Below are 24,630 nucleotides of genomic sequence, written 5' to 3'. Positions count from 1 at the left end.
CTAGAAGTGGTACCATGAAGTATGCCGAGTCACACTCTCCCCCGCCAGGAGCTCTACACCTACCGCGTCGAGTGGTCTGAAGACGACCAGGAATTCGTCGGAACCGTAGCCGAATTCCCCAGCCTCTCATACCTGGCCCCAACCTCTACCGAGGCATTCGCGGGTATTCGAGAAGTCGTCGCCGATACCCTTGAGATTCTTGAAGAAGATGGCCGCGAGGCACCCGAACCGTTCTCTCTGCGTTCCTTCTCAGGACGATTCAACTTGCGTGTTTCACCGCAATTGCATCGTCGTCTGGTTCAGCAGGCAGCGCTTTCTCACCAGAGCCTGAACCAGTACGTGAGCCAACAGCTCGAAGCGGTCGCCTAAGTAAGCCTGTACATCTTCATCATCCAACGAAGATTCCAAAATGTTATGACATGACAAAAGAGTGGAGCCCCGGATAGTTTCGACTATCCGGGGCTCCACTCTTGCTACGCCCGCCTACTGTTCAGCAGCGGCAGGATTCTGCGGTTTCTAATTCTTCAGCTGCTGTGCCTGCGGCTGGGCTTCCTCCGCTTCGCTCTCAAAGCCCACGTACAGTGCCGCCAGCGACGGAACCGTCGCCTCCAGCACCTCCTGCGCCTCCTCAGCGGTCGAGGTGAGCTTCGCGCCGGTCAGCTGCAGGTACTCGCGCACCGTCATGGGCTGCGCCCAGTCAAAGTGCTCACGCACGGCGGTGATGTTCGCGCCAGACTGCAACACGTTAATGCCGTGGGCAAGACCAATATCCGTCACCTTCACGATGGCGTCGGTCTCCTCCGGGATGTCGTACGGGTCGCGGTTCTGCAGGTCCACGATGAACGGAAGCACGCCGCGGCTCTCAGCGCGCAAGGTGAACTTGGTGTGCACCTGGCTCACCTCGTGCACCTCGCCCACACCCACGGCGGGCACCACCATGAAGCCCGCCTGCAGGTCGTTCACCGCGGCCAGGGTGTGTGCCTCCCCGAAGCCGGAGTACAGCTGCACCACCGGCACGAGGTAGCACACCTCCGCCTTGAGCGCCTTGCGAGCCTCAATGTCGATGTACTCCCAGGCGCCGCCGGTACCGTCCGTAATGTCGCCGGAGTGGTGCGCGTAAATGGCGCCCTGGCTGTTTTTCACGGTCTGCGACCAGTAGCTGATCTTGTCCATGTAGTTGCCTTCGGCATCGAACATCATCAGCGACAGGTCAATGTCCACGCCCTCATCCCAGAAGCAGAAGAGGCGAATCACGCCGGTGGGCGGCAGGTGCACCGTCGAGGTGTTGTAGCGGCCCATACCGTCCAGGGAGGGGCGGGCACTGCGTGTGTTCAGCGGCATAATCGTATCACCCACCTGCTCGGGCAGGTAGATGCTGGTCTCGGCAAGACGGCCGGACAGGCCAATCTCGACCAGGCGCTCCAGCAGGTCCAGCACGACCGGGCTGTACTCGCGCGCCGGAATCATGGTGGCGATACCGGTCTTGGACAGGTTCATGCGCTGCGGGGCGGCAGGCTGAGTCTTCTGAGCGGACGCCGCGCGGCGCTCCTCGCGCTGGCTCGCGGCAGGTTCGGAACCGACCGGGATAGAAGGCAGCGGGTTCTCCGGGCCGGAATTATCCCCAAAGAACGAGCCCAACGGGTTCGGGATGCCCGCGTTCTGCATGAGGTTCTGAACCCTCGCGACGCCCTCCGGGTTGCGGCGCGCATAGTCAGCCATCTCCCGGTCCTCCTGCACCGCCACCGGGTTGGCGGGGCGCTCCTTGGGCGGGTTCGCGAGCGCGTTACGCTGCAGGGTCACCAGGTTGCGGATTTGCACCAGGATGGGCGCGGAAACGCGCGGCGCCACGGCGGCGAACGCGTCAAAGATGATCTGCTGGCCGGGGCTCGGCGCGGTGTCGATGCCGTAGCGGGGCGCTTCGAAAGCATCCAGGGCGCGCACCAGCTGGCGTGCAAACACGCCGGGGCGGGTCGAGAGCAGACGTGCCACGTTCTGCGCATCCCGGGTGGCGTAGGCGCGGTCCACCAGCGACTCGAAGCTGTACACCTCACCGCGGTACAGGTCGTCAGCCCAGCGGCTCAGCGCGGTCAGTGACGGGTAGTCACCGGGGTGAATCGCCTTGACGAGGCGCTTGTACATTTCGGCGGCAGGCGCGCTGTCGTAGCGGGCACCGACCGGGTCAGCCTCCAGCACCCGGTTGAGCAAGTGTGCGATGCGAGTGCGTTCGCTGCGGCGCAGCTTCAGGCGCGGCGCGATGCTCAGGCTCAGGTCCCCCACCGTGCCGTTGAAACGCAGACGCGAGTAGGCGGCGGCGAGGGCGAGCGCCTCCTTCATGGTGCGCAGGTGCTCAGCGTCTTCGGGGTGCAGGCAGGCGGCGATGAACACGCGGTTTTCGCGGCTGGTGTTCTCCGGTCGGGCAGCCGGCAGGGCGTCATGCTGGGCGAGGAAACGGCGCAGCGCCACCAGGTCGCGCTGGTCGGTCTGGTTGTACGCCTGCTGCTGACCGAGTAGCTGCCGGTAGAGTGCACCCGCCATAATCAGGGCGTTCTGCACGCCGCTGACCATCTGCAGGGGTCGGCGGTTGCGTTCCATGCTCGTGAAGTTGGCGCGGCTCATCGGCTGCTGCCACTCGTAGGGCACATAGTTCTCGGGCAGGCCGCCAACGATGCGCTCGGTGCCGTCCGGGTTGTAGTACGGGTTGGAGAGGTAGTGCATGATCTGCTCGGTGTAGCGCTGCTCTTCGGGGAGCGCCAGGGCGCGCAGATCAAAGTCGCGGCGGAACACGCGGCCGGGACGGTACCCGTACTCGTAGGACCAGATGGTCAAGAACAGGGCAAATTCGTTGGCGCTGACCTTCAGCGCCTGGGCGAGGGATTCCTCGCTGAGGGTCAGGCCGCAATTGCTCAGGGCGGACACTCGCCCCAGGTCGGTGTCGAATGCGCCGGAGTGGTGCAGGTCGTTAATGCTCGAGTAGTTCGAGCGGTAGTAGGGGCCGTACAGGTCGGTGAAGACGTACACGCCGTAGCGGCGCATCAGGATGAGGCGCACGAGGGGGCTGAGGCCCTCGGGCGCTTCGCCGTGAAGGTAGGCGGATTCGTTGAGGTAGGGTGATTCCTGCAGGTAGGGGGATGCGTCGTAGGGAGTGGTCACGGGTCGTCCTTTCCGTTGGTCTCACCCGGCTGTCACCGTCGGTGGTGTGTCTATGTTCTTATCGTAGCGGCGTGGGTGCGGGTTGTCGCTGGGTTTGGTCATCGGTGACCTGCGGGGGTGTGTATTCGCGGGGGCAACAGGCGGTTACGTAAGCGGAGCCTGGGCGGTGTTTATCCGTCGCCTGCTTATCCGCCGAGTGCTTGTCCATCAGCCGCGTGGGAACGGGGGTTAAAAGAAAAATGGCGGGAAGCGAAGAATCCGACAAATATAAGAAAAAGATATTTCAGAAAGTAGGACTCTTCATGATCCGCCATTACCTATAGAGTACTCCCGCCCCGCGACGGTGGTCAAGCCGTTTCGTCACCGAAGCATGCTCGGGGGTTTTTACCCGCCGGTGAGGCTCTAGCTAAGGGGCAAGTAGCCTCACCGGCAGGTAGGTTTTTCGGGCTAGGACTCGCCCGATAGCGCGAGCGCGGCCTCGCGGGCGGCAAGCGCCTCCTCCGTCTCGCGGGCAGGCACGGCAGCCAGGGCACGCAGGCTCTTCGCCAGCACGGTAGAGCCCTTCATTTTCGGTTCCAGCTCGGCGGGAATCTCAACCGGCGTACCGTACAGTTCGGCAAGCTCCACCGCAAGCTTCACAACGGACGCACCCTGACCCACCTGCGGAGCCAACGGAAGAATCCGGCGCACCGTCTGGAAGACGGACCACCCCGCCAAGGGGCTCAGCGAAGCGGCATCGTTCAACGTCTGCACCAGGCGATTCGCCCCGAACCAGCCGTGCTCCAGGAGGTACCCGAGCTCACTGGCGAAAAGGTGCGCATCCCAGTTGCCGCGGTCAATGAGGGAGGCAATCGTCTCCGCCGTCAACGCGCGACGCTCCGGGGCGTACACTACAGAAGCCCACGCCAGGAAGTTATACGACGGCACACCCAGAGTACGCTCCGCCGCACCGAGCGTCTGCATAACCTCCTCAAAACCGTGAAGACGAGAGAACTGATACACGCTCAGCAGCGGCTTATACTGCGCCGCCAGAAGGTCCGGGTTGTGGCGCATCACCCAGGCGTACCAGCCGCATACTAGGGCAACAGACGGCACCTCGGCATGTTCCAGGGAACGCCCCGGATACTCCACACAGGCACCAGCCACCGTGTATGCCGCCGCCGTGAACGTGCTCCGCTCCGTGGCTAGCTCCTCCCCCGGCACCTGCCACAGCTCATAGGTGGAATCATTCACCTCATACTCGCCGTGCAGAACCTTCGGAAACGCCTCACGGTACGACTTGAAACGAATCACCGTGCGCTCAAAAGAACGCTCCACCGCAGGCAGCGGCTCAGCCAGCAGAGGCGCAAAGCCCTGCCCAGCCGCACCCTCGCTACTATAGGGCTGATCCCCGAACGCAACGCGAAGCTGCTCATGGAATAGTGCCGTGGGCGAACGGTACGCCCAATATTCGCTACCCTTGCGCGGGTACCCCTTGAAATGAAAATCAGCACCCTGAAAACGACCCGTGTGCTCGGTGAGTGCTGCCTGCGGGTCAGGGTCTGGGGCGTACGCATGCTGAATCAGCAGACGGTACGCCAGATACCGCAATTGGTCGCGACCGTCATGCCAGGCACGGCTCAGGTAGCGGCGCAGATGCTTCTGAAAAGCGGGGCTGAACTCAATGACTCGCCCCTCCTGATGCGCCCGATGCAGATAGTTCAGCAGCGCCGGGATGCGGCGGACAGACTGCTCCCTCTCGTTGAGGTGGTAGAGGGCGAACAGCAGCTCTTCGCAGTCCCGGTCGTTACGATTAGCATCCCGGGTAGCTTCGGAGGCGCGCCCAGCCTGGGGCGCCGCGTTGAGGGCGGCGTTCACCTCCGAGGCTGAGAGCCCAAGGGCAGGGACATCCGGGATCTGCACGCTACGGGGCGGCTGATCTGAGGCAGACTGGGTGCAGGCGAGCTGAGCCGAGCCAGACTGAATCGAACTAGGCTGTGCAGGCACAGTGTCAGGGCACAGCTTCTGGGCACGATCGCGCAGCTCCAGAGGAAGAACCTCCACAGCATCCTGCGCGTAAACAGACACCTCCCCGGCACGTTCCGGTACCGCCCGGACACTCAACTCAAGCACCTTCAAACCGGCAGTCATCAGCTTCTTCTCACGCCGGAACAGCAACTGCGCGACGGCAGGTAGAGCCTCCGCCACCAGGGTTTGAAGCTCACCAGCAGTCAGTGGCAGCAGACCGGCAGGGGCAGAACCGCCAGACGGCGCGCAGATCTGCAGAACACTCTGCAGCATCTGCGCGCCCACGGCAGCCGTGGTCGCCACCGGCGAAGCCAACAACGCCGGAATCAGCGCACCGTGCCGAGCATAGGATTGCGCCTGACCCACCAAAGCCTGCTTACGTTCAGCACCGCGCAGCCCCTTCGGAACCGCCGTCAGAGCCTCAAAGGCACGCGAGAAAACGCGGGCGTTCTGCGGTGCATAATCACGTAGCAATGCCTGAACGCACTCCTGCTCAATCCGGGCTCGATACTGCGGAAAACGCTCCGCCAAATACACCAGCAAATCATGACCGCAAATAGTTAGCTGCGCATCATAAATAAACCAGAGTGCTAGACCATTCGAGGGTATGGCGCCCTCCACGGTAAACAGCGCCCAGATTTTTTCCCAGTGTTCCGGATGCTCCCTGAAAAACTCGGCAATCACCTCATCATCCATAGAGCGCATGGAACGACCCGGCACAATACGCCACAGGAACTCCTGCAGGTATTCGGCGCTCCACGCAGGCGCCGCAGGATGCACGCTTTCAGGCACAGTATTAGGCACCGCTCTCACCCAGTAGCGCGAGCGTAGCTTCGCGGGCAGCAAGCGCCTCCTCAGTCACGCGCGGGGTCACCGCAACCAGGGCGCGCAGGCTCTTCGCCAGCACCGTGGAGCCCTTCATTTTCGGCTCCAGTTCGGCGGGGATTTCAACCGGCGTGCCGTACAGTTCGGCAAGCTCCACCGCCAGGCGCACATAGTCGCCGCCCTTCGTCAACCCGCCAACCATCGGCAGCAGCAGGCGCAGAACCTGCAGCACACGCCAACCCGCCAGAACACCGATAGACGACACCTCACGCAGGGTCGCCACCAGGCGGTTAGGAAGAACCATCCCGTCCTCCAGAGCCCACTTCAGGGTCTCTGCGAAGGTGGATGTATCCAGCAAGCCCGCCTCAAAGAGCGCCGCGATGGCTTCTGCCGCCGCCAGACGGTACTCGGGGTTCTTCGCGCTCGCCACGTAACCGAGCAGGGTGCAGGAGGGGGCGCCCACCTGCACGGTGGACTCCCTCAGCGCGCGCATGAGCACGGGGACGGGGTTTACGGTCTTCTCCTCAACGCACTGCGAAGCGGCAAACAGGAAGTATGCCGAAAGCAGGTCCGGGTTGTTCTGAAGCAGCCAGGACGCCCACTCGGTGAGCGCCGGGAGGAAGTCACCCAGCCAGCTGTCAACCCTGTCGAGATTCAGCAGATACACGAAGGGGATCAAGGCGGTGTTAAGAGCTTCGTAGGCGATGGCTTCCTTGGGGCTCATGCCAGCGGTTGCGTGGCTCAGCGCCTCGCGAGCCTCATCCGCGGTATCCGCAATGTCGCCCTTGACCTGCCACATGGGCTGGTACTTCACGAATTCCTCAACGTTAAAGTTTTCGAAGCCTGCCTCGCGGAGACGACCCGACCTGCTGGCCTCCTGGTATTCCCAGACTCGATCATTGTCGAGACCGCGGTTGAAGCCGCTCCAGGGCATATCCATGCCAGAAACAGTGCGATAAGTCCAGTCACTGTAGGTCAGCTGGCGGGCGGGTAGTGGTGCGCTCAGCAGGCGCACTGTACGACCATCCGTGTGGTACTCTCCCCCGGCGGCGACGGCACGCATCTGCTCGCGGAAGATCTCGTAGAGGTCACGGTAACCCTTCAACGGCTTGTAGTCAGCATTCCAGAGATGGTGTTTATTCTGAATAGTCAGACGTATCATCTCTTCCTTGCCCAGGAGCGCGTTACTCGGGCGGGCTCGTGCAACCATCTCACTACGGTCGGAATACTGCAGGAGCGGCGTCAGCTCGGGTAGCTCCCACGACTCGTATCCCGCGGCCTCGGCGTTAGCTTCCAACACGGCGCAGAGCGCAGGCATGTACGCGACGTTGTTGTAGCTGTAATGGTCAGCAATTTTGCGCAGGGTACGAAGCTGCTGCTGATCTGCCGGTGCCAGTTGTCCGGTTGCGGCAAAGTGGTAAAGACGAGCCAGGTTCTCTCCCCGAGTGCTGGGAGATTCGTCCCCGGTCATTCGACTGGAGTTTGTGTTCGACTCCTCCGTAATGAGGGTGCAGAACTCTTCCAAATTTGCCATGGATGCAACAGGTTCTCGGTGCTCAACGCCGGGCAACAGCACCGGCGGTACCTCTATGGAAGCGCCCGCCGCCTCCGCCGCCTCCGCCTGGGGCAGGCGGTCTTCGGGCAGGCAGGCTTCCGCGGCACCGCGCAGTTCCAGGGGTAGCACCTCGTAGGCTTCGAGGATGCGGTCAGCAACATAGTTGGCGAGCGCCACCTGCTCGGCGGTTTGCGCCTTCTTACGCTTGGCTTTACTCAAACCAGCGTACTGGGTGGCGATGAGCTTGAGCAGGCGCAGGGCGCCGCGCTGAATCTTCTTTTCGGTGCGGTAGAGGTTCGCGCCGAGTGCGTCGATGAGCTGTTCCAGGTCGACCTGTTCGAGGGGCTGCAGATCGGGGGTCTTCTGCAGGGCGGCGGGTGCGCAGGCTTTGAGCACGTTCTGCAGCATGGTCTGAGCGAATCCGACGGAGGCACTGGGCTCTGCGGTGAGGACAGCCATGAGCTGCCCGAAGCGTGCCCGGTTTTCTGCGTCGGTGGGCTGCAGATCGGTGTAGACGGAGTGGAACGCAGCCGAGTTGAATGCGCTGAAATCGCTGGTCAGGCCACGTAGCAGGGCGTCCAGAATCTCGTCGCGAATGTCGAAGTATTCGCCCATGAGGCGGCACAGTTCCGCGCTTTCACCCATGTAGTTGCCGTAGCCCTTGAAGAGCACCCCCTCGGTGCGGAAGACCGCCCAGAACTCCTGGTCGAGCAGGGTCATGTCACGGGTGAAGAAGGTTTTGAGCTGGGCGTGGTTGCTGGCGCTGTCCTTCTTCACGCAGGGCAGGGCCTCGTGCAGGAAAAGGACCAGGTATTCGGGGGCATCGCAGCTCAGATTGCGGGCGCGAAGCAGCGTGTAGCAGGTTTCCCAAATTTTCTTCGAGCGCGCCCAAGAGTTCGGGAGGCCCTCAATAAAACGCAGAATCCACTCCTCGGGGCGTTCAGAAGCGCCGAGCAGGAACGCGTCAATCAGCCGCTGGTCGGGTTTACCTTCCCAGAGAAGGGTGCGCATGGTTCGTCCGGCGGAGCGGTGGTATTCCCACGGGTCACCGTCGGGGGTGCGCACGAGCGCCCCAGCAACGTAGGCGGCAAGCGGGGTGCGGTTAATGTGGTCGCTACCGATCACGCTCTTGGGGGTGAGGGTTCGGGCGAGGGAGGCGCGCTCCTCCTCGGTGGAGCCGCTGATGACGGCGTGGTATTCCTGCACGTCAGTTGATTCTGCCGCCATGAGTGCTTTGAGGGCGGCGCGGCGCTCTTCGAGGGTGCGCTCACCTGCGTTGTGCTCACCGGCGCTGCATTCGTTAGGGTTATGCGGCTGGGCGGTATCAGTCATTGGTACCTGCTTTCAGAGTTGATGGTGAATGGTCGTGAAAAGTTGAACGGAAGTGTCGAATGAGGGCTGGTTGAGCGGTTAGCCCTGCACCTGGTTGAGGATATTCCGGGCGTACCGCGCCTTCTGCGAAGAACCAGTCAGCGTACCCAACCAGGCACGCAGCGACTCATCCACGAGCTCCGCACGGGTGGCAGGGTCGAGAGTCGCCAGCGCCTGGCTGAAAGCACCCAGTAGCTTGCCGAGCGAGTTCGCCCCGGTATCCAGGTGCGGTATGAGGCGCGCGAAGAAGCGCACCGCCGCCCGTGCATCCAGCTGAGCGAAGTCGGTGAGGGCAAGCGCCCAACGGTTCAGCATCGCCAGCGGCACAAAGTTCACGAAGCCTGCGGTGGCATCCTCGAGGCTGAGCTGGTCGTCCAGCACGCGGTGCATGATTTCCACAGCGAGGGAACGAATCTCAACGCGCTGCTCCGAGAAGCCCGCGGCAAACACGAAGGCGCAAGCGGGACCCCACACGCCGGGGTGCGCCGCCAACGCCAGGTAGAGTTCACGGTCGAAGGTGGAGTGATCCAAGATGTACCAGTTGCTGCCGGCGCAATAGTACGCCAGCGGTTCTGCCCGCGAGGGGTAGAGCAGGGCGTATTGTCCTTCTTCGTCGTGGTGGGCGGTGGCGAGGCCGCGGAAAGCATTCAGCTCGGGGGTAGAGGCGCCGTCCATCACCCCGTTCAGCTGAAGGCCCCAGCTTGTTTCTCTCTGGGATACCGTGATGGATTCCAGGTAGGGGTTGACGCGCCCGGTGGCGAGGGTGCCGTCGAGGGCGGAGCGGAGCACGCGAATCTGTGTAGGCGCAGAGCGCGGAGCGTCCTCTTGAGCGTTCTTCACGTATTGCTCTTCAAGGCTTTCAAGCAGGGTCAGCGCCTCAGCACGGCGGCTCTGTGCATCCTGCCGCTGCTCGTCGGTAGCGTATGGAGGCAGCACCTCCGGCACACGCACACGCAACAGCGCCGCCGTGAAATCCTGGCGCAGGATGGGGGCTCCATCAGCCAGGTTCTTGGCGTACCGGCGTACCAGGGTATCCGGATGCACCCACCCGCCGAGCAGTTCAGGGGTGGCGAGCGGCGTGTAGCTCTGCCTGCTCTTCAGCGCGCCGAGGGCATCCTTGAAGCCGGTGCTGAAGAACGCGGCGTGGCGGGAGTACATGTAGTGCAGGTTCGGCACCGTACCGGGGTCTTCCCTCGGGGTCATCTCCGATGCCTTCGGGCGCTCACGCAGCTTCCCGGCGGCGGCAAGAACCGTCAAATGCGCGCGCATGTCGAACCATTCCAGGCCCCAGTGGTTCAGCTTTTTCAGGCAGATAGGAACAAGCTGTTCGAGCAGGTTGGGGCTCTGCGCGATGCCGTCGGCGCTGAGCAGGTAGGCGGTGAGCAGTTCCAGCTCCAGCTCGCATCCGGCGTGCGTTTCGGGCTGGTCCACTTCGTTGAGAGTGTCGGGGGTGGCGCAGGGCGCGACCTGGTGGTGCAGCAGCGCACGGGCGCGTTCTTGCACGTCAGATGCGGTAACGGGGCGCACGGGGGTGTCCCAGTACCGGTGGATTACGGCGCGGGAGGCGGCGAGCGCCTCCGCGGCGGCGGCCTCAATATCAGCGGCTTCAGTGAGGGCGGTGCTTTCGGTACCGCTCCCCTGGCTATTCTCCGGGCTGTACCCATCTTCGAGGAGCGGCGAGCCCTCTTCCTGAATCTGCGCCACAACCAGCGGATCGAGCTGGGGTCGGTAGTCGCGGTAGAGTTCGCGGGCACGCTCGGCGAACACGATAGTCTCGGCGCTCGCGTTGTCTGCAGCGCCCGCCTGCACCCATTCTTCGAGGTGGTTGAGGGCGGCGGCTTGAACCTGCGCGTGGGTGTGGCTGAGCGCCATGACCACAGCGTCTTCGCAAGCGGCAGCATCGAGGGTGCCCGCCCGGTACAGCGCCTGGAGCATGGTCAGGATTTTGAGTGCGTTTGCTTTAGTTCCGGCGCATACGGCGGGTGCCGCGTAGGCGAAGGCGGTGGCGTCCAGCGCCTGCGGGTTTTTGCTCCAGAGGCGGTGAATATGCTGCACACCAAGGGTTACGCTCGGGCCGATGGGCGAGGAGAAAAGCGTCAGAAATTCGCTCTGACGTGCCGCAATTTCTTCGGCGGTGAGTTTGAGCCCGGTGACCAGTCGCGAGAACCAGCCGACCCGGTACGCCGGGAAGTCACTCATGAGGGAGCTCAGGAGCGCATCAATCAGGCGGTCACGGCTAATCAGCCCGGTTTCGCTGGCTTCGATGAGGGCGCAGGACCAGCCGGGGTTGTTGACCTTCTGCCCGGGCTTGTAAGAGTCACGCTGGGTGAGGGATACGTCCCGGTTACCTTCGACGGCGAGCATGCCCCAGATGAGTTCTTCGCGGAGCTGTTCGTCCTCGCGCAGCAACGGGAGGATCAGCTCACGGTCGCAGTTGATGAGGGCAGTGTAGTATTCCTCGTTGTGTTCGAGGCACGCCCCACCGTAGAGCTCAGCTAGGCGCATGGCAACGCCTCCGGTGAACCAGCCGAACTCTGCGTAGGCTTTGACGCGGTCCTGCGTGACGGTTCCGGGCTTATTTTTGCCGACCTCAGAGCCGAACGGGGTGCTAATAATGTCGAAGTACTGCCAGCGGCGGTAAATCTGTTCGAGGGTGCCGCCGACCGCCAAAATGTTGGCGAGGTTGCGGTTGAAGTGCATGATGTCGCTCCAGGTTTTCTGTTGCCTGAGGAGCGGGTAAATGACTTCACCGGGGAGCGGCTCGGTGATAACACCTTCGGGGAAGGTGTGCGTTTCGGGGCGTTTGCTCATGGTGGTCTTTCGGAAGGAAGCTGAAAGGAACTCTCGCGGCAGAAATTGTGCGGCTCAGATTTTCGCCGCAAGAGTTTAGTGCGGTGCGTGGTGTGTCTAGCCGGCGGCGTGTTCGCGGTAGAGAATACTGACCGCCAGCGCGTGTTTGCAGGGGCCGCGCGTACCGCGGTACTTCAACCACCAGGGGCAGGAGCAGAGGTACCCCTCCACGGCGTACGGGTCGGCGGGTAGCGTCACGGTGTACGTGTTCTCGCCGCTGCGCACACTGTACTCGCCGGTGCCGTGCTCGCCCGCACCGACCCGCTCAATGGCGCCGGAGTCGGCAAGCTTTTTCGCGCCGACCAGGCGCGGGTGCATGGCGGTCAGCGCCTCCGGATGCACGGGCAGCGGGCGGTGGAAATACTCACCAGCGTGCGCGTCAAAACCAACCTGACCGGAGGAAGCCAGCAGGGCGAGGGCGTCGCGGGTTGCTGCCTCGTCCAGGCCGGCGCGGGCAGACATGACGGGCACGTCAATGCGCGGCTCGAAGGAAAGCAGCACGCTGAGCATGTCAGCGTTCTGGGCGGTGTTCGGGTTAGACAGCGCCTGCAGCACGGACCCCTCACCTGAGAATCCGCGTGACTTTTCGGGGCTCAGACCAATACTCAGGCGTGCGCCGGGCAGGTGCGCCACCCACACGCTGGGCACGGGCGCGTTACCGGCGCTCACGGGCTCACTGTACGCGTCCAGGCGCTGAATGTGGCGGATGAGCGGCTCAAGCACACGCAGACGCTCGGGGCCCGCCACGCATACAGATCCGGCGGTGGCGCGGGTGGCAAGGCGCAGGGAACGCACCGCGCGGGTCGCCCACAGGACCGCCTTGGTGCTGGAGTTACGCGGCAGGGAGTGGATGAAGGTTCGGGCGGCGGCAGCGTCCAGGCTGTGCACGGGGCTCATGCGGGATGAGAGCATCTGCGTTTCTGCAAAGCCCTTGAGCCAGCGGATGGGCAGCGGCACTTTTTCTTCCATGACGGAGCCGTCAAGGGTGGTGGTGAGTAGCCCATCATCGCCAACGTTCAGGTGGATGGGCTCCCCTGCCCTGAGGGAGGCGAGCGCGGCGCGCAGGGGCGGGTTGACGTCTACGTTGGTGACGCCTACGGCGCTGTGGCTGGCGTCGAGTGCGCTGGAGTCAACGTCGAGGCGCGCGTACACTCCGCAGCAGGCGCTGAAGGATTCGAAGCGCAGGCCTTCGGCGGTGCTGGTGACGACGGGGTCTGCGGCGCGTAGGGCTCCGGCGAGGGAGCTGGGCGGCACGTAGAAGCGGGTGCGGGCGACCCTGGCGACGACCAGTAATGCGGTGGCGTAGACGTCTGCTCGTTCGAGGAACCCGGAGAAGAAGTACGGGTGGGAGGCGGCACCTTCAGGGGTGCTGCCGCCGCTGGTGGCGAGGCTGAGCGCGCGGGAGTCGGCGCCGTCGATGAGGGCTGACGGTGCGGTGTACGTGTAGTCGAGGGTGTAGGCGCTCATGGCTTCTTTGCCTTTCGTATGTGGTGTATACGTCCTATCATGCCGTAAAGATTTGCGCCCCGCTACCGCTTTCGTCATTGCCGTTTGGTGCATAAAAAATCCCCGGCATTCTCGGTTGAGAAGTGCCGGGGAGAAGCTCTATTGGCTCACCCTCGGTGGGGTGGGCGTGGGCTCTGATGAGAGGCGACTAGACGACGATCTGGCCGTTGAAGCGCATTGCCAGGCCGTACAGGACCACTGCGATAACCCAGATGACGATCACGGTGACGGTCAGGCGGATCAGGTTCTTGGATGCCATACCGGAGGAGTTCAGGGAGTTGGTCATACCGCCGCCGAACATGTCGGAGAGGCCGCCGCCCTGACCGCGGTTGAGCAGCACAAGCATCACTGCGATCACGCTGGTGATGGCGATGATGACCATGAGTACGTTCATGATGACGTCCATGGGGACCTTCCTTCGTTGTCTTCTGGTGGAGTGCCTGGGCTGCGGGGTGCAGACAGACGGGTTTAACTATACGCTACAGCCGCCATTCGGTCACGTTGAGGCGGCTTTTTACGCGGCGCGGTTGCTGCGGCGCTGGTATTCGCTGGGGGTCAGCTGCAGTGCTGCGGGGCGGTCGGTGAGCACACGCTGGGCGGTGAGTTCGTCGCCTTCGGTGTCGTAGGCGCGCACGTATCCGCCGTCGATGAGGTAGTAGGTGAACTGCTGCGCGGCTGCCCAGTAGGCGCCTCCTTCAGCGTAGAAGCCCTGGTCTACCCAGTCGCGCAGGGTGAGGGTGACGGGGATTTCCGGTGAGGAAGTGCGGCTGTAGAGCTGGTCGAGGAATGCTTCTCGGCGGCTCTCGAAGTACTGGTATTCGGGCGAGGGTTCCTGGTATTCTGCGCCGCCTGCGTAGCCGATGTTGCCGCCGTCATTGCCGGGTAGGCGCGGGGCACTCACTTTGCGGTTGCGCAGGTAGCTGTAGAGGATCATGCCGACGAGGGCTGCGATGACCAGGGAAAAACCAAAGCTGAACATGCCGTTAAGTGTACGGGGCGAACCGCGGGGTCGGCGTATTCTGGGCGGGTTTTGCGGTTAGGGGCGAACGCGCCTGCCTCATACACCCGGCTCTTACGCCCACCGCTATCTCGGTGGCGGTTAAATGGTCCAGCGCCCGGTCGGGTGGGTACCCGCCGGGCGCTGTAACGCTATGAGACGCTGTGGTGCGTCGGGGTTTTATGCGTCGAAGCGTGCGATTGCTGCGAACTCGTCAGCCTGCAGGGATGCGCCGCCGACGAGCACGCCGTCCACGTCTTCCTTGCCCATGATGGAGGGTGCGGAGGAGGACTTGACGGAGCCGCCGTAGAGAACGCGGACCTTCTCTGCAACGTCTGCGGAGTAGAGCTTAGCGATTTCTGCGCGGATTGCTGCGGACATTTCCTGTGCGTCGTCTGCGGTTGCGACCTTGCCGGTGCCGATTGCCCAGACGGGCTCGTATGCGATGACGAGGGTTTCTGCCTGCTCTGCGGTCAGACCTGCGATGGAGCCGCGCAGCTGCTCGAGGGTGTACTCGACGTGGGTGCCTGCTTCGCGGATTTCGAGGGGCTCACCGACGCAGAGGACGGGGGTCAGGCCGTGCTTGTATGCTGCCTGAACCTTTGCTGCGCACAGCTCGTCGCTTTCGTGGTGGTAGGTGCGGCGCTCGGAGTGGCCGACGAGCACGAAGGTTGCGCCGAGCTTGGAGAGGAATGCGCCGGAGATTTCGCCGGTGTATGCGCCGGAGTCGTGGACGGAGAGGTCCTGGCCGCCGTAGAGGATGTCCAGCTTGTCGCCTTCGACGAGGGTCTGCACGGAGCGGATGTCGGTGAAGGGCGGGAAGACGGCTACTTCGGTTGCGGAGAAGTTGAAGTTTGCGTCGTCGAGGGTCCATGCGAGCTTCTGGACGAGGGTGACTGCCTCTGCGTGGTTGAGGTTCATCTTCCAGTTGCCTGCGATGAGGGGCTTACGCGACATAGTTCGCTCCTTAGCTTTCCCGCGCGGTATGCCGGGCGGGGTTGTTGTTCGGAATTTTCCTTTTCTATTTTAGAGGGTTGGCGGCATATTTTCACTGGTTCGGCGCGGTTTTATGCTGTGCCTTGACTATTCTCACCCCGCGTTCGCTGATTGCGCGGAACCCCGGATACGAAGTACCGGCAGGGTGGAGCTTAGGGGGCTCTACCCTGCCGGTATTCTGCCGGTGATGTTTGTCTACGGTGTGTTAGTAGCCGCCTCGGAGAAGGTACGAGGTGTAGCAGAAAAAGACAATCGTCAAAACAATCACAAGAAGCGCGGTAGCGCGCGCACTTATGGCGAGGGAACGACCCCAAGGCAGCTTTCGGGTAGCGATCTTCTCAACGATGAGCGCCGCAAGAGCACAGTAGGTGAAGCAGACACACAGCAAAACAACAAACGAAATGATGAGAGTAGCCGTTGCTACCGAGGAAGATTCCCAATAGGCGTAATACATCCAGAGGTAGGGACTATTTGCAATGAAGAAGGCCGTGAATCCGCCGGTGGGGAGGCAGATAAGCGAGTACAGGCCCATGCGCTTAGGCTCTGCGGGCGCGGGTGCTACCGCCTCAGCAGGAGCCGCGGATGCGGCACCATCTACGGCGGGGTCTTGCGCGGGACTCTGGAGGGCGGTTGCGGTAGGTACTGCAGTAGCTTCTACCGTGGTGCTTTCTGCAGCGTTGTTCTGCACGGTGTTTTCCTGTACAGCATTGCTCTGCGCCGTATTCTCCGGCAAGGGGCTGCCCTGCACGGCGCTGTCCTGTGCGGGCGCGCCGGGGTTCTGGGGCGACTGTTCCATATGTCTCCTAGGGTGGTTGGTGTGGTGTGGTTATCGATGATGTCGTGCGGCTACCGGGAAGATGGGATCTTATACCTCTAGCCCTTCAAGGGAGAATCCCGGAGGGTATAGCGGCGTGGCGTCCTTATCGTCTTCCACCAGCACCCAGCGGCCGCGCAGGTGCTCCGCACAGAGGAAAGCGTACTCTTCCTCACCGGTCTTCAAGAACTTATCGATGGGTAACTTCTCCCCCGTTTCGGGCACGTAGAAGACAGCCTCATCACGAATACGTCGCCTTGCCTGGTATCTCAATATCTGCCGACCATTCTTACTGCGGTCATTAATACCGGCGGTGGTAACCTGCAGGCGGTACACATCCTGACCGGCGATAAGCCAGCCGCGATTTTCCCGGTACAGCCGAAGAAGCTCAGGAGAAATAATCTCTTCGGGGTTGATCACTTCAGAGAGCGGTTTGGTATCTCCGGTGTAGTAGAAATAGTTCAGGGCGGCATAAAAGTACGCCTGAAAAATATAGAAACCACCGCGGTTATACTCATTCATTCCCGGCTGCAGAACGGGGTAGGGCACATTCTGGGCTGCATGCTCTTCAGTGGCGGGTACGTACCTGCCGTTGCGTTCGTAGGCGGTGTAGACCATAAACCCCGCTGCGCTTCCACGGTCTACGTAACCAGCATCAAACTTCTCATCAGGTTCTAGAGCGATTAGTGCCCTATCCCATTTAAGAAGACGCATTTTCTGCTTTTCCTCATCATTGGCGAGGATACCGGCCTGTCGACCGACGAAGAGAGCGCCGAGGACTCCCACGCCCCCTATTGCGAGGGTACGACGAGAAAAACGGGGCTTTCGCGGCTCCGACTGATGAGCAAGTAGCTGACCAGAAGATACCGGATGAGCTTCCTCGGAGGAGTTCTGCTGGATGCTCGTCTCCTGTTCCTTACGTTGGGGTCCCATGGTTATACCTCCTTTTCGGGGATGAAGTGAATATCCCATCCGGGATCGAGGAAACGCGAGCGCAGGGTACCGTAGATTGCTCCGTCGCGAAGGAGTCCGCGCGTGTCGAATTCGGTGATGGGCTGTAGCTGCCCGGTGTCTTTCCGGAAGACTTTTGCTTCGGGAAGGATGTCGAATTTGACGTTCCAGTCGAAGATTTTTTGTTCTTCGTTGTGGATGCGCGGTTGTGCTTCGAGAATGTGCATGGTCAAGATTTGTTGGTTGGGGGTAATAACCCACCCTTTTCCGTCGTCAAAGATATCTTGGATGGCGGGAAAGAATAGTTCTTCGGCGGTCATTGCATATTCGAGGCGGCGCGAATCGGATGCCAAAAGCATATAGTTTTGGCATTGATAATAGTAGCTATTATAGAATTTCAAATCAGCGGACGTTAGAAATTTAGTAAACGTATAGCTGTAGTCTGGCGGCGGCGCAGAATATGCAGGGTGCTGCCGGTCTGCTGGGGTATAAATTCCAATCATGTCAGTATCGACAAGATGGTATGCTCCCCTATAGTCCTCTTGATTGAAGAATTTTTTAGTCCACTCAGGGTCGACACTCATTTCCTCTCCTTCCTAAAACGTATTTCCCCGAAGGGCTTCTCGTAACGCACGATTGTAATAAGTAGTCTTAGAAGTATTTCTACCGGTATATAGCCCAGTTCCTTCTTCTACTCCTTGCACTTCTTGTTGCGCGCTGTACGCCTGTGCATCGATATCAACGCCTTCATCATCACCGTAGCCACTAGCAACATAACGCTGAGTAGCATCGACATAAATATTCATACCGTGAGAATCCATGCCCCCCCTAGCTTTATCACTTTCGACGACATGTACACGATTAGCGGGCTCGCCGTATTGCTTTCCAGGTGTTAGGCCAGGAACCACGTCATTCTCGTTCACAACAGCCACATAGTTAAAGTGATGGTCAAGATCATCTCGTTGTCCCTCAAGATTGCTGGTCGGTGCACCATAGGTTACAACATTAGATACCTTATATTTACTATTAAATTCCTTATTATTAGCAAGTGAATACGCCACGGCACCGCCCTGAGAGTGACCAACCATTACTACTCGGTCTACGTCTTGTAGCTTAGCATCCTTCATTGCCTTTTCCACCATTCGGTGGTAGGGCGACAAATCATCAACAGGTTTATCAGAGGTATTACCAGCCAGACCAAGATTATTTCCTATAGAGCCAATCTCACCATCTTTTCCACCTTTTATCGAAAAATCAAAATCAGTGCCGGGAATATAAACATATGCAACCTTCTCCTTCGAATCATCAGGCTTCTTCCCTTCATAAACGTCAATTTGAACGGCTGAGTACCCTGCGTTTCCTTGCGATTTCTCCATGTCTTTAACATGTTGATTGTCATTAACTGAATTCATGCGTTGCGCCACTTGATGAATATTTTGCGGAGGAACAGGAGGAATATCCCCACCATACCCATGCTGCCGCTGAACATTCAAATCCTCAATCTTTGGATCTTTATTAAAGTAATTATATATTCCAAAGGGGGAAAGTGGTGAATAATCAATTATCCCCATTATAAACAACAGTATTTGGGCACCAGGACTATACTTTATCTCGTTAATAATCTCAGATGTATCATGATTTTTCTTCTCTGTTTTTCGAACCTGATAGTCCCTAAATTCCTGCACTGACATCGGGCGCAAACCCCACGGGTCAGCTAGGGAAATAGGGTTCCAGCCTACAAAAGAGTTCGTATCCATACCGTGCACAATACCCGGCACCGAGCTCAAAGCATCAGTGGACACAAAACGGCGCACGCCAGCATCAGCCACACGGAAACCCATGAAATCAAGACCAGCAATATTGACTGAGGAAGCTGCCGGACCAGCACTAACCATGCCAAGACCAGGAACAGCAGCAACAGTAACTACGTCACTTTCCCACGGGTTAGAAGACATAGACCAGCCCAAGCCATAGCCCAGTTCCTCTTCAGAAGAGATATTCTCCAGCACAGATCCAGCACTCATTCCGCCCACACCCAGCACCATAGGTACGGATGAGACAGCGTCCCACACCAAAGGCATAGATGCATTGGGGACATCAACCGTAGTATTAGCGTGCACTGAGGCAAGCTCACCAGTCATGTCATGGTGTAGCTCCCACTCTTCGCTGTCCAGGCGAATAGCATTCACCTGCCCCATGTTGCCCCACCCAAGGGTACGCTCACGGTGCTGTCCAGTCAGCTCGTCCGTGGTCGCCTCACGGACGCGTTCACCGGCAGCGTTATAGAAATACTCAGTTCGAGAACGATTCTGGACAGTACCATCGGCACCATACTGCACCTCAGAAACAGCGCTGAGAAGGCCAATTGAATTGTGGCTGAAGGCGCGTTCCAGCAGCAGGGCGTTATCTCCCTGCTCACAATTGCGCTTATACAATGCCTCGGCGACCATCATGCCGTTTTCGTAGGTCCAAGTTCGTTCCTGAATACCATCAGATACAGAGATAAGAGCACCAGAAGCATCATAACGATACTTCATAGTGCGCGCCTCAGAGTTATTTTCTGCATCTTCAAGAGTGCAGACAGCAACCCGAGAAGAAGTATCACGTTCCACATGAGCAGCAAACGTACTGACAGGTGCAGTCCCAGTTCCCAACTCACGGGTACCGGTACGCTCTACCTTGTAGCCCACGGGAACATTCTTAACAGGATTGAGTTTCCACACGGCGCGAGTGTCTTCTGTACTCATCGAGGTCAAAGCACCACATGAAGCATGGGTAAATTCCATCTCCCTGGTGCGAGCAAAAACGTCCTTAGACTGAGTATGGCGCACTCGACCCGCACCATCACGCATCCAGCGCACTGAGCCGTACGGGTTGCTACTCATTACCAGAACACCATCTGCATCGTAGGTATAGTTCAGCGTATATTCACCACGCTGCTTAAACGCTTGCAAGGCATGGAGAGTACGCTGGTTCACGTCTGGGGCGCGAAGAATACCCGTGATGTGATCAGCAATAGACACCGTACTTGAGATGCGCATCATGTTCATATCACCATGGGGTACGCGAGTACGGCTCAGCAACCTGCCAGATGCAGAGTACTCATAAATGTGCTCTGCCTTTGCATCATTTACCGAAATCTTCAACATGCCCTGCTGAGAGCCACGTCCATTCATCAAGGAATATTCAAAAGTTCCCTGGAGTTCACCATTAACAGTGACCGAACGGAGCACACCACCGCGAGCATAGTCGTACTCAAACGAACGGATACGTTCACCGTCATTCACCGTAAGAAGACGCCCTGCAGCATCGTAAGAGAAAGTACGTACGAGAGAGTCTGCCGCATTTTCAACCGTAAAACTTGTGCCTGAGCGTTCTTCACGCAGAAGGCGACCTGCCGCATCCCATCCGTAGCTCGTTACGATACCCGCAGGCGTAATCCAGCGCAGAGGACGTGCGAGGGCATCATACTCACAGCGGGAGGTGCCGCCCAAAGCGTCTTCAACATTTACAAGGCGACCTGCCGCATCGTATGAGAAAGAACGGGCACCTTCAACGCTATCTTCAATACGCGCAATAAGTCCACGTGAAGTGTAGCTGTAGCAGGTAACCTTCTCTCCCGTATCTTCTTTAATGCGTCGGCCAGCAGCATCATAGGTGTACTGCACAAGACGCGACGGGGTTGCTGAAGCATCTGCAGAGTCCCGAATGGTCTTCTCCAACAGACGACCTGCAGCATCATAGGTAAAGATAGTTTCCAGGTAATCTTCGTCAGTGTCGAGCTCACTCGTCTTCTTGAGAACCTTCTGACTGATACAACGACCTGCAGCATCATATTCAAAGATGGTCTCTCGACCAGCTGCGCTAACGCTACGACTCATGCGCCCCTGAGAATCATACTCGAAGCTAACTACCGCTCCATTTGCAGAGATAATCTGAGCAACCTGGCTCTGAGCGTTATACCCAGCCTGTGCAGAACTATCAGAGGAAGAGTTGAGAAGGATAGAGGCATCCGGAATATTCAACTTAGGAACGGGCACGCCAAAGAGAGCCGCCATATCCTGACGGTTCTCAAACATCGTAATAACAGACGGAAGATGAGCAGCAGTAAGGGCGCTATCGCCTCGCGATACGTTATCGCGGGAACCCAAAATAGTGGGAACACGAAGTTCCGGCTGCACCAAGCTCCACGACGCCCAAGGACCCGCAGGACGCTCAGAAAGCTGCTTACCTGCTGAAGCAAAAGCAAGCCCCGCAAGAGAAGAGTTAGAGCGCAAAGACCCACCGGGACCCAGACCCGGCACCATAGTCATCAGAGAATTTGATGCAGAAACAACTCGTCCCAGGGCATCAGTTACAACGGCGTAGTTACCGGACGCGCCCTCAACTCGCATTGAATACTCACCGTGAGAGCGCGAGTGGGTGATGCTCAAAGCTACACCAGTAGCATCCACAATGCGGCTCAAGTCGCCAGTTAGAGAATACTCATACTCGGTACGAGCCCCACAGGGGTCAATGATAGCGACGAGCTGCGAAAGTTCGTCGTATTCATAATGGGTCTTGGCTTCTGCGGCATCAGTCATGGAGATAACGTTGCCCCAGGTGTCGCGTTCGACGCTGGTTCGGTTACCCATAGGATCAATCACAGCGCTTAGGTGACCAGCTGAGTATTCAAAAGTAGTGACGTTACCTTCAGGGTCGGTCAGCGCTGTCAAGAGCTGCTCGGAGGTCGGCGTAGCGTTCTGAGCTGCTTCTGCATAAGACAAACCCCAACGAGCACCCATCGCGTCGACCACCGTGCTGAGTCGCCCACTCGCATCCCACTCAAAATACTGGGTATTGCCGAGAGGATTAGTTACTGAGCTCAGGTTACCAGCAGCATCATACGAATACTGCGTTTGCGCACCACTAGAGTCCGTGGAGCTCAGAAGCTGCCCACGGTTATTGTAGGTAAAGTGCTGCTTGAATCCTGATTCATCAGCGACGGCGGTGCAATGGCCGGCGTTGTCCCATTCAAGATAAGTTGTATTGCCTCCGTTACGGGTAATAGTCAGGGGATTAGGGTCCAGCGGGTTCTGGGAGTAGGTATAGCGCGTTTCGGTGAGGGTGCCTGCACGCCGATTCTTATTCATAATTCGGTGGGCAATCATACGGTCGTACTCATCCCACGTATAACGGTGGACTGCACCTTCCGGAGTATTTTCCGAGACAAGGCGAGCGCGTTCATCGTAGCTACGATGAGTCACAGATCCGTCACGCTCGCAGATATAGGTGCGGTAACCGTAGGAGTTGTATCGCATGGACTGGCGGCTTCCGTCACCAGCCACAAGGGAAACAAGCTGACCGTGTTCGTTTGAGCGCCAAATATTAGCGTGCTCACCGGTTCCGGAATCTTCAATCACGGTCATTAGACCATGCTCATAGCGGTAGCTAATATTTCGACCGTGCTCAGTTTTCTGAGCTACGATGCGGCCGTCAGCGTCATAGCTATTCTCAACCTCGCAATATCCCGTTTCATTCCAGACACGGTGGATGAGGTGATCCTCCGTCTGTTCATAACGGCGGGTACCATCAGGTCGCTGAACTTCACAAAGTACGCCAGCAGAATTGTAAATATAGCGCGCATCGTTCAGCTGGCTTTCGACTTGTCCTGATGATTGTTCTTCAGAGGAGCCTCCACCGAAGTTGACGAGAGATGCTCCAGATACAAAATCATGTGCATCATAGCTGACAACAATGCCCTGCGCGCTAAGGGGCTGAATCAAAGCACTCGGTCGCTGAGCTACGGATTCCCCATCAGCATTAGCCTTTGGGCCACGGTTGTAAAGAGCAACTATAGCTGAGCTGGGGTGCCCCTCCATGAAAGCAACCAATTCACCCGAAGGAGCATAGAAATAACGGCTACCAGAATGGTTAGTAACAGACCAGTAGTAACTGGGTTCAGACGATTCCGTTACTTCAAAGGATGACGGCAGTAGACGATGGGCGGACTTGACCGCTTTATTCACAGCAGAGTATAGGGCGCGATAAAGCGCCTCTTGTCCTTCGGTATCTTCTTCGAAGGGCGCAGAGACTGAATCCACATTATACGTAGGTGCCGCGTCTAGAGCAGACTCGGATACCTTCTCCAGCCAGTAGGGGGCGTTGGGAGTTCGTGCATACCCGCTAGCCGAGTTCGTATCACGTTCAAAGACGAGTTCACGACCGTCGGCAGTGTGCCATGAGATGCTATCGGAGTTTTGCTCAAGTCGGCTATCCAGCATGCTTGACCAGCCCTTGCCAAAAGCACCGTGAGGGGTATTCGGGAGGGCAGCGAGAACACTGTTGTAGGTGCGCTCAAGACGCAACACAGGGTTTACATGAGAGCGAAGGTCAACTTCACTTTCAATGAAGTTACCGGTTGCAACGTTGACGGGGTCATTTGCGTAGCCGGATGAGATATTTACACCGGTAATGCTCATGCCAGGAACCTGCAGTAGGTGATGCATGGGAATATCATCATGCATCAGCTCATTCAGAAGGTTCATGTCGAGGCTAACTTGAGCCTTTGCCCCAGGCCCGGAAAGATCAACAGAACCCTCCACCGAAGCACTAGTGAGATTGCCATAAGTTGCAGCATCAAGCATTACCTGAGCAACTTTTCCTAGCCAGGTAGCATCTTCATACACATCTTCAATCCAGGTGTGCAACGCAGCAATCAAAGAATCAGCGTTAAAAGTTCCCCACGAAGTATTCGAACGGAACTGAGCATAGGTGGACGCGACGCGATGTTGTGCCTGGCCAAGTTCAGCATTCATAGAAAAAGTAATCTGACCATACTGATACACATTATGTGGAATGATAGAAACAGTGGAACCACCAGAGGCAATTGCAGCTCGGGTATTCACACGTTGAGTACCCTGTGCGGAAGAGTTTGCCTCGGCAAACTGTCCGAGAGCACTTTGAGAAACTCCTGAAGAAACTGAGTTACCCTGAGCACCAGTGAAGGGGTCAGCTACAGGTCGTGGCGTGTAGACCTCAAAATGCGGGGGGCGGGAAGGCATAGGACGAGGGGGAACCTCAAGATTGAGGTCAGGGTTATCAACGCTATACGCACCTTGATTCCGAAGGTCATACTCAAGCTTCTCAAGATCACGAGCTCTTTGCTTACGTTCGTTGAGCTTCTCCCATTCAGTAATCTCTCGGCGAATACGCTCTTCCTCGCGGGCAGCTTTAATATAAGTCTCCATATTACGAGCTGCGTTGCTAAAGCATTCCTTAAACTCTCGCAACAGCGCAAATGACGAAGCAAGCTTTGCTCTATACACTCGTGCATAGCCACCGGTGAACCCCTCCAGAGCGAGCTGAGCGGCACCACAAGTACCATCGGCGCCATAGCGGGCAGGGAGCTGATGCTCAATTACCTGAGTTAGATGCGTCAAATGCGTTTTGAGAGCCTCAGCGCTCTCAAAGTCAAAAGGAACAGCTTCAGTATTAGCGTGGACGTTACCCATATATTTACTTCCGGAAGTTGATGTGACAGTGAACGAGCTTCCTCGCCCACATTCGTTGCATGTGTGTTCCCTCTCGGTGACAGTGAGAATCACACACCCTTCAAGGTAACACACG

At 58.6% G+C, this 24,630-nt stretch carries 13 protein-coding genes; 1 reads left to right on the top strand and 12 read right to left on the bottom strand.

The window, feature by feature from the left end; all coding sequences use genetic code 11:
- The first annotated feature begins 21 nt into the window (after window positions 1–21).
- Window positions 22–369 (top strand): type II toxin-antitoxin system HicB family antitoxin, encoded by a 348-nt coding sequence (locus HMPREF2528_RS06995; protein WP_012903584.1) that lies wholly within the window; start codon window positions 22–24, stop codon window positions 367–369.
- A gap of 147 nt (window positions 370–516) precedes the next feature.
- On the opposite strand, the gene HMPREF2528_RS06990 is transcribed toward HMPREF2528_RS06995, so the two are convergent.
- The 12 genes from HMPREF2528_RS06990 to HMPREF2528_RS06935 all read right to left on the bottom strand — a co-directional run bounded on the left by HMPREF2528_RS06990 (window position 517) and on the right by HMPREF2528_RS06935 (window position 24,515).
- On the bottom strand, window positions 517–3,150 hold the full coding sequence (locus tag HMPREF2528_RS06990; protein WP_070543462.1) for a hypothetical protein: 2,634 nt from the start codon (window positions 3,148–3,150) through the stop codon (window positions 517–519).
- 447 nt (window positions 3,151–3,597) lie between these two features.
- Window positions 3,598–5,961, bottom strand: a complete 2,364-nt coding sequence (locus tag HMPREF2528_RS06985) for a DUF6493 family protein (protein WP_070543772.1) — start codon at window positions 5,959–5,961, stop codon at window positions 3,598–3,600.
- Window positions 5,954–8,869 (bottom strand): endonuclease, encoded by a 2,916-nt coding sequence (locus tag HMPREF2528_RS06980; RefSeq protein ID WP_070543460.1) that lies wholly within the window; start codon window positions 8,867–8,869, stop codon window positions 5,954–5,956. Before HMPREF2528_RS06980 ends, HMPREF2528_RS06985 begins: the two co-directional genes overlap by 8 nt.
- Before the next feature lie 78 nt (window positions 8,870–8,947).
- A complete protein-coding gene (locus tag HMPREF2528_RS06975; protein WP_070543458.1) occupies window positions 8,948–11,719 on the bottom strand; it encodes a DUF6493 family protein in 2,772 nt (923 codons plus the stop codon).
- Window positions 11,720–11,815: 96 nt separating this feature from the next.
- Window positions 11,816–13,225: an SWIM zinc finger family protein gene (locus HMPREF2528_RS06970; RefSeq protein ID WP_070543456.1), complete on the bottom strand. Its 1,410-nt coding sequence runs from the start codon at window positions 13,223–13,225 to the stop codon at window positions 11,816–11,818.
- A gap of 187 nt (window positions 13,226–13,412) precedes the next feature.
- Window positions 13,413–13,670, bottom strand: a complete 258-nt coding sequence (gene secG / locus HMPREF2528_RS06965) for a preprotein translocase subunit SecG (RefSeq protein ID WP_005506130.1) — start codon at window positions 13,668–13,670, stop codon at window positions 13,413–13,415.
- A 108-nt stretch (window positions 13,671–13,778) separates the two neighbouring features.
- Window positions 13,779–14,243, bottom strand: a complete 465-nt coding sequence (locus HMPREF2528_RS06960) for a hypothetical protein (RefSeq protein ID WP_044143857.1) — start codon at window positions 14,241–14,243, stop codon at window positions 13,779–13,781.
- Window positions 14,244–14,441: 198 nt separating this feature from the next.
- Complete coding sequence (gene tpiA / locus HMPREF2528_RS06955) at window positions 14,442–15,218, bottom strand: triose-phosphate isomerase (RefSeq protein ID WP_005509126.1); 777 nt, start codon at window positions 15,216–15,218, stop codon at window positions 14,442–14,444.
- Between the two features lie 244 nt (window positions 15,219–15,462).
- A complete protein-coding gene (locus HMPREF2528_RS06950) occupies window positions 15,463–16,053 on the bottom strand; it encodes a G-protein coupled receptor family protein (protein ID WP_070543454.1) in 591 nt (196 codons plus the stop codon).
- Window positions 16,054–16,122: 69 nt separating this feature from the next.
- Complete coding sequence (locus HMPREF2528_RS06945) at window positions 16,123–17,004, bottom strand: DUF6318 family protein (RefSeq protein WP_070543451.1); 882 nt, start codon at window positions 17,002–17,004, stop codon at window positions 16,123–16,125.
- Window positions 17,005–17,006: 2 nt separating this feature from the next.
- A complete protein-coding gene (locus HMPREF2528_RS06940; protein WP_070543449.1) occupies window positions 17,007–17,606 on the bottom strand; it encodes a DUF6318 family protein in 600 nt (199 codons plus the stop codon).
- Window positions 17,607–17,618: 12 nt separating this feature from the next.
- Window positions 17,619–24,515, bottom strand: a complete 6,897-nt coding sequence (locus HMPREF2528_RS06935; protein ID WP_246823910.1) for a DUF6531 domain-containing protein — start codon at window positions 24,513–24,515, stop codon at window positions 17,619–17,621.
- Window positions 24,516–24,630: the final 115 nt, after the last annotated feature.

Origin of the sequence: Rothia sp. HMSC078H08 (assembly GCF_001808955.1) — a bacterium.
Classification (GTDB): domain Bacteria; phylum Actinomycetota; class Actinomycetes; order Actinomycetales; family Micrococcaceae; genus Rothia.
Note: the sequence above shows the minus strand (reverse complement) of the source record. Positions and strands in the feature narration are given on the sequence as shown.

Excerpts from the sequence above, each read along its gene's own strand:
- HMPREF2528_RS06995 (WP_012903584.1), top strand. The coding sequence starts at position 22 with ATGCCGAGTCACACTCTCCCCCGCCAGGAGCTCTACACCTACCGCGTC.
- HMPREF2528_RS06980 (WP_070543460.1), bottom strand. The coding sequence starts at position 8,869 with ATGACTGATACCGCCCAGCCGCATAACCCTAACGAATGCAGCGCCGGT.
- HMPREF2528_RS06975 (WP_070543458.1), bottom strand. The coding sequence starts at position 11,719 with ATGAGCAAACGCCCCGAAACGCACACCTTCCCCGAAGGTGTTATCACC.
- HMPREF2528_RS06970 (WP_070543456.1), bottom strand. The coding sequence starts at position 13,225 with ATGAGCGCCTACACCCTCGACTACACGTACACCGCACCGTCAGCCCTC.
- secG (WP_005506130.1), bottom strand. The coding sequence starts at position 13,670 with ATGGACGTCATCATGAACGTACTCATGGTCATCATCGCCATCACCAGC.
- HMPREF2528_RS06960 (WP_044143857.1), bottom strand. The coding sequence starts at position 14,243 with ATGTTCAGCTTTGGTTTTTCCCTGGTCATCGCAGCCCTCGTCGGCATG.
- tpiA (WP_005509126.1), bottom strand. The coding sequence starts at position 15,218 with ATGTCGCGTAAGCCCCTCATCGCAGGCAACTGGAAGATGAACCTCAAC.
- HMPREF2528_RS06950 (WP_070543454.1), bottom strand. The coding sequence starts at position 16,053 with ATGGAACAGTCGCCCCAGAACCCCGGCGCGCCCGCACAGGACAGCGCC.
- HMPREF2528_RS06945 (WP_070543451.1), bottom strand. The coding sequence starts at position 17,004 with ATGGGACCCCAACGTAAGGAACAGGAGACGAGCATCCAGCAGAACTCC.
- HMPREF2528_RS06940 (WP_070543449.1), bottom strand. The coding sequence starts at position 17,606 with ATGAGTGTCGACCCTGAGTGGACTAAAAAATTCTTCAATCAAGAGGAC.
- HMPREF2528_RS06935 (WP_246823910.1), bottom strand. The coding sequence starts at position 24,515 with ATGGGTAACGTCCACGCTAATACTGAAGCTGTTCCTTTTGACTTTGAG.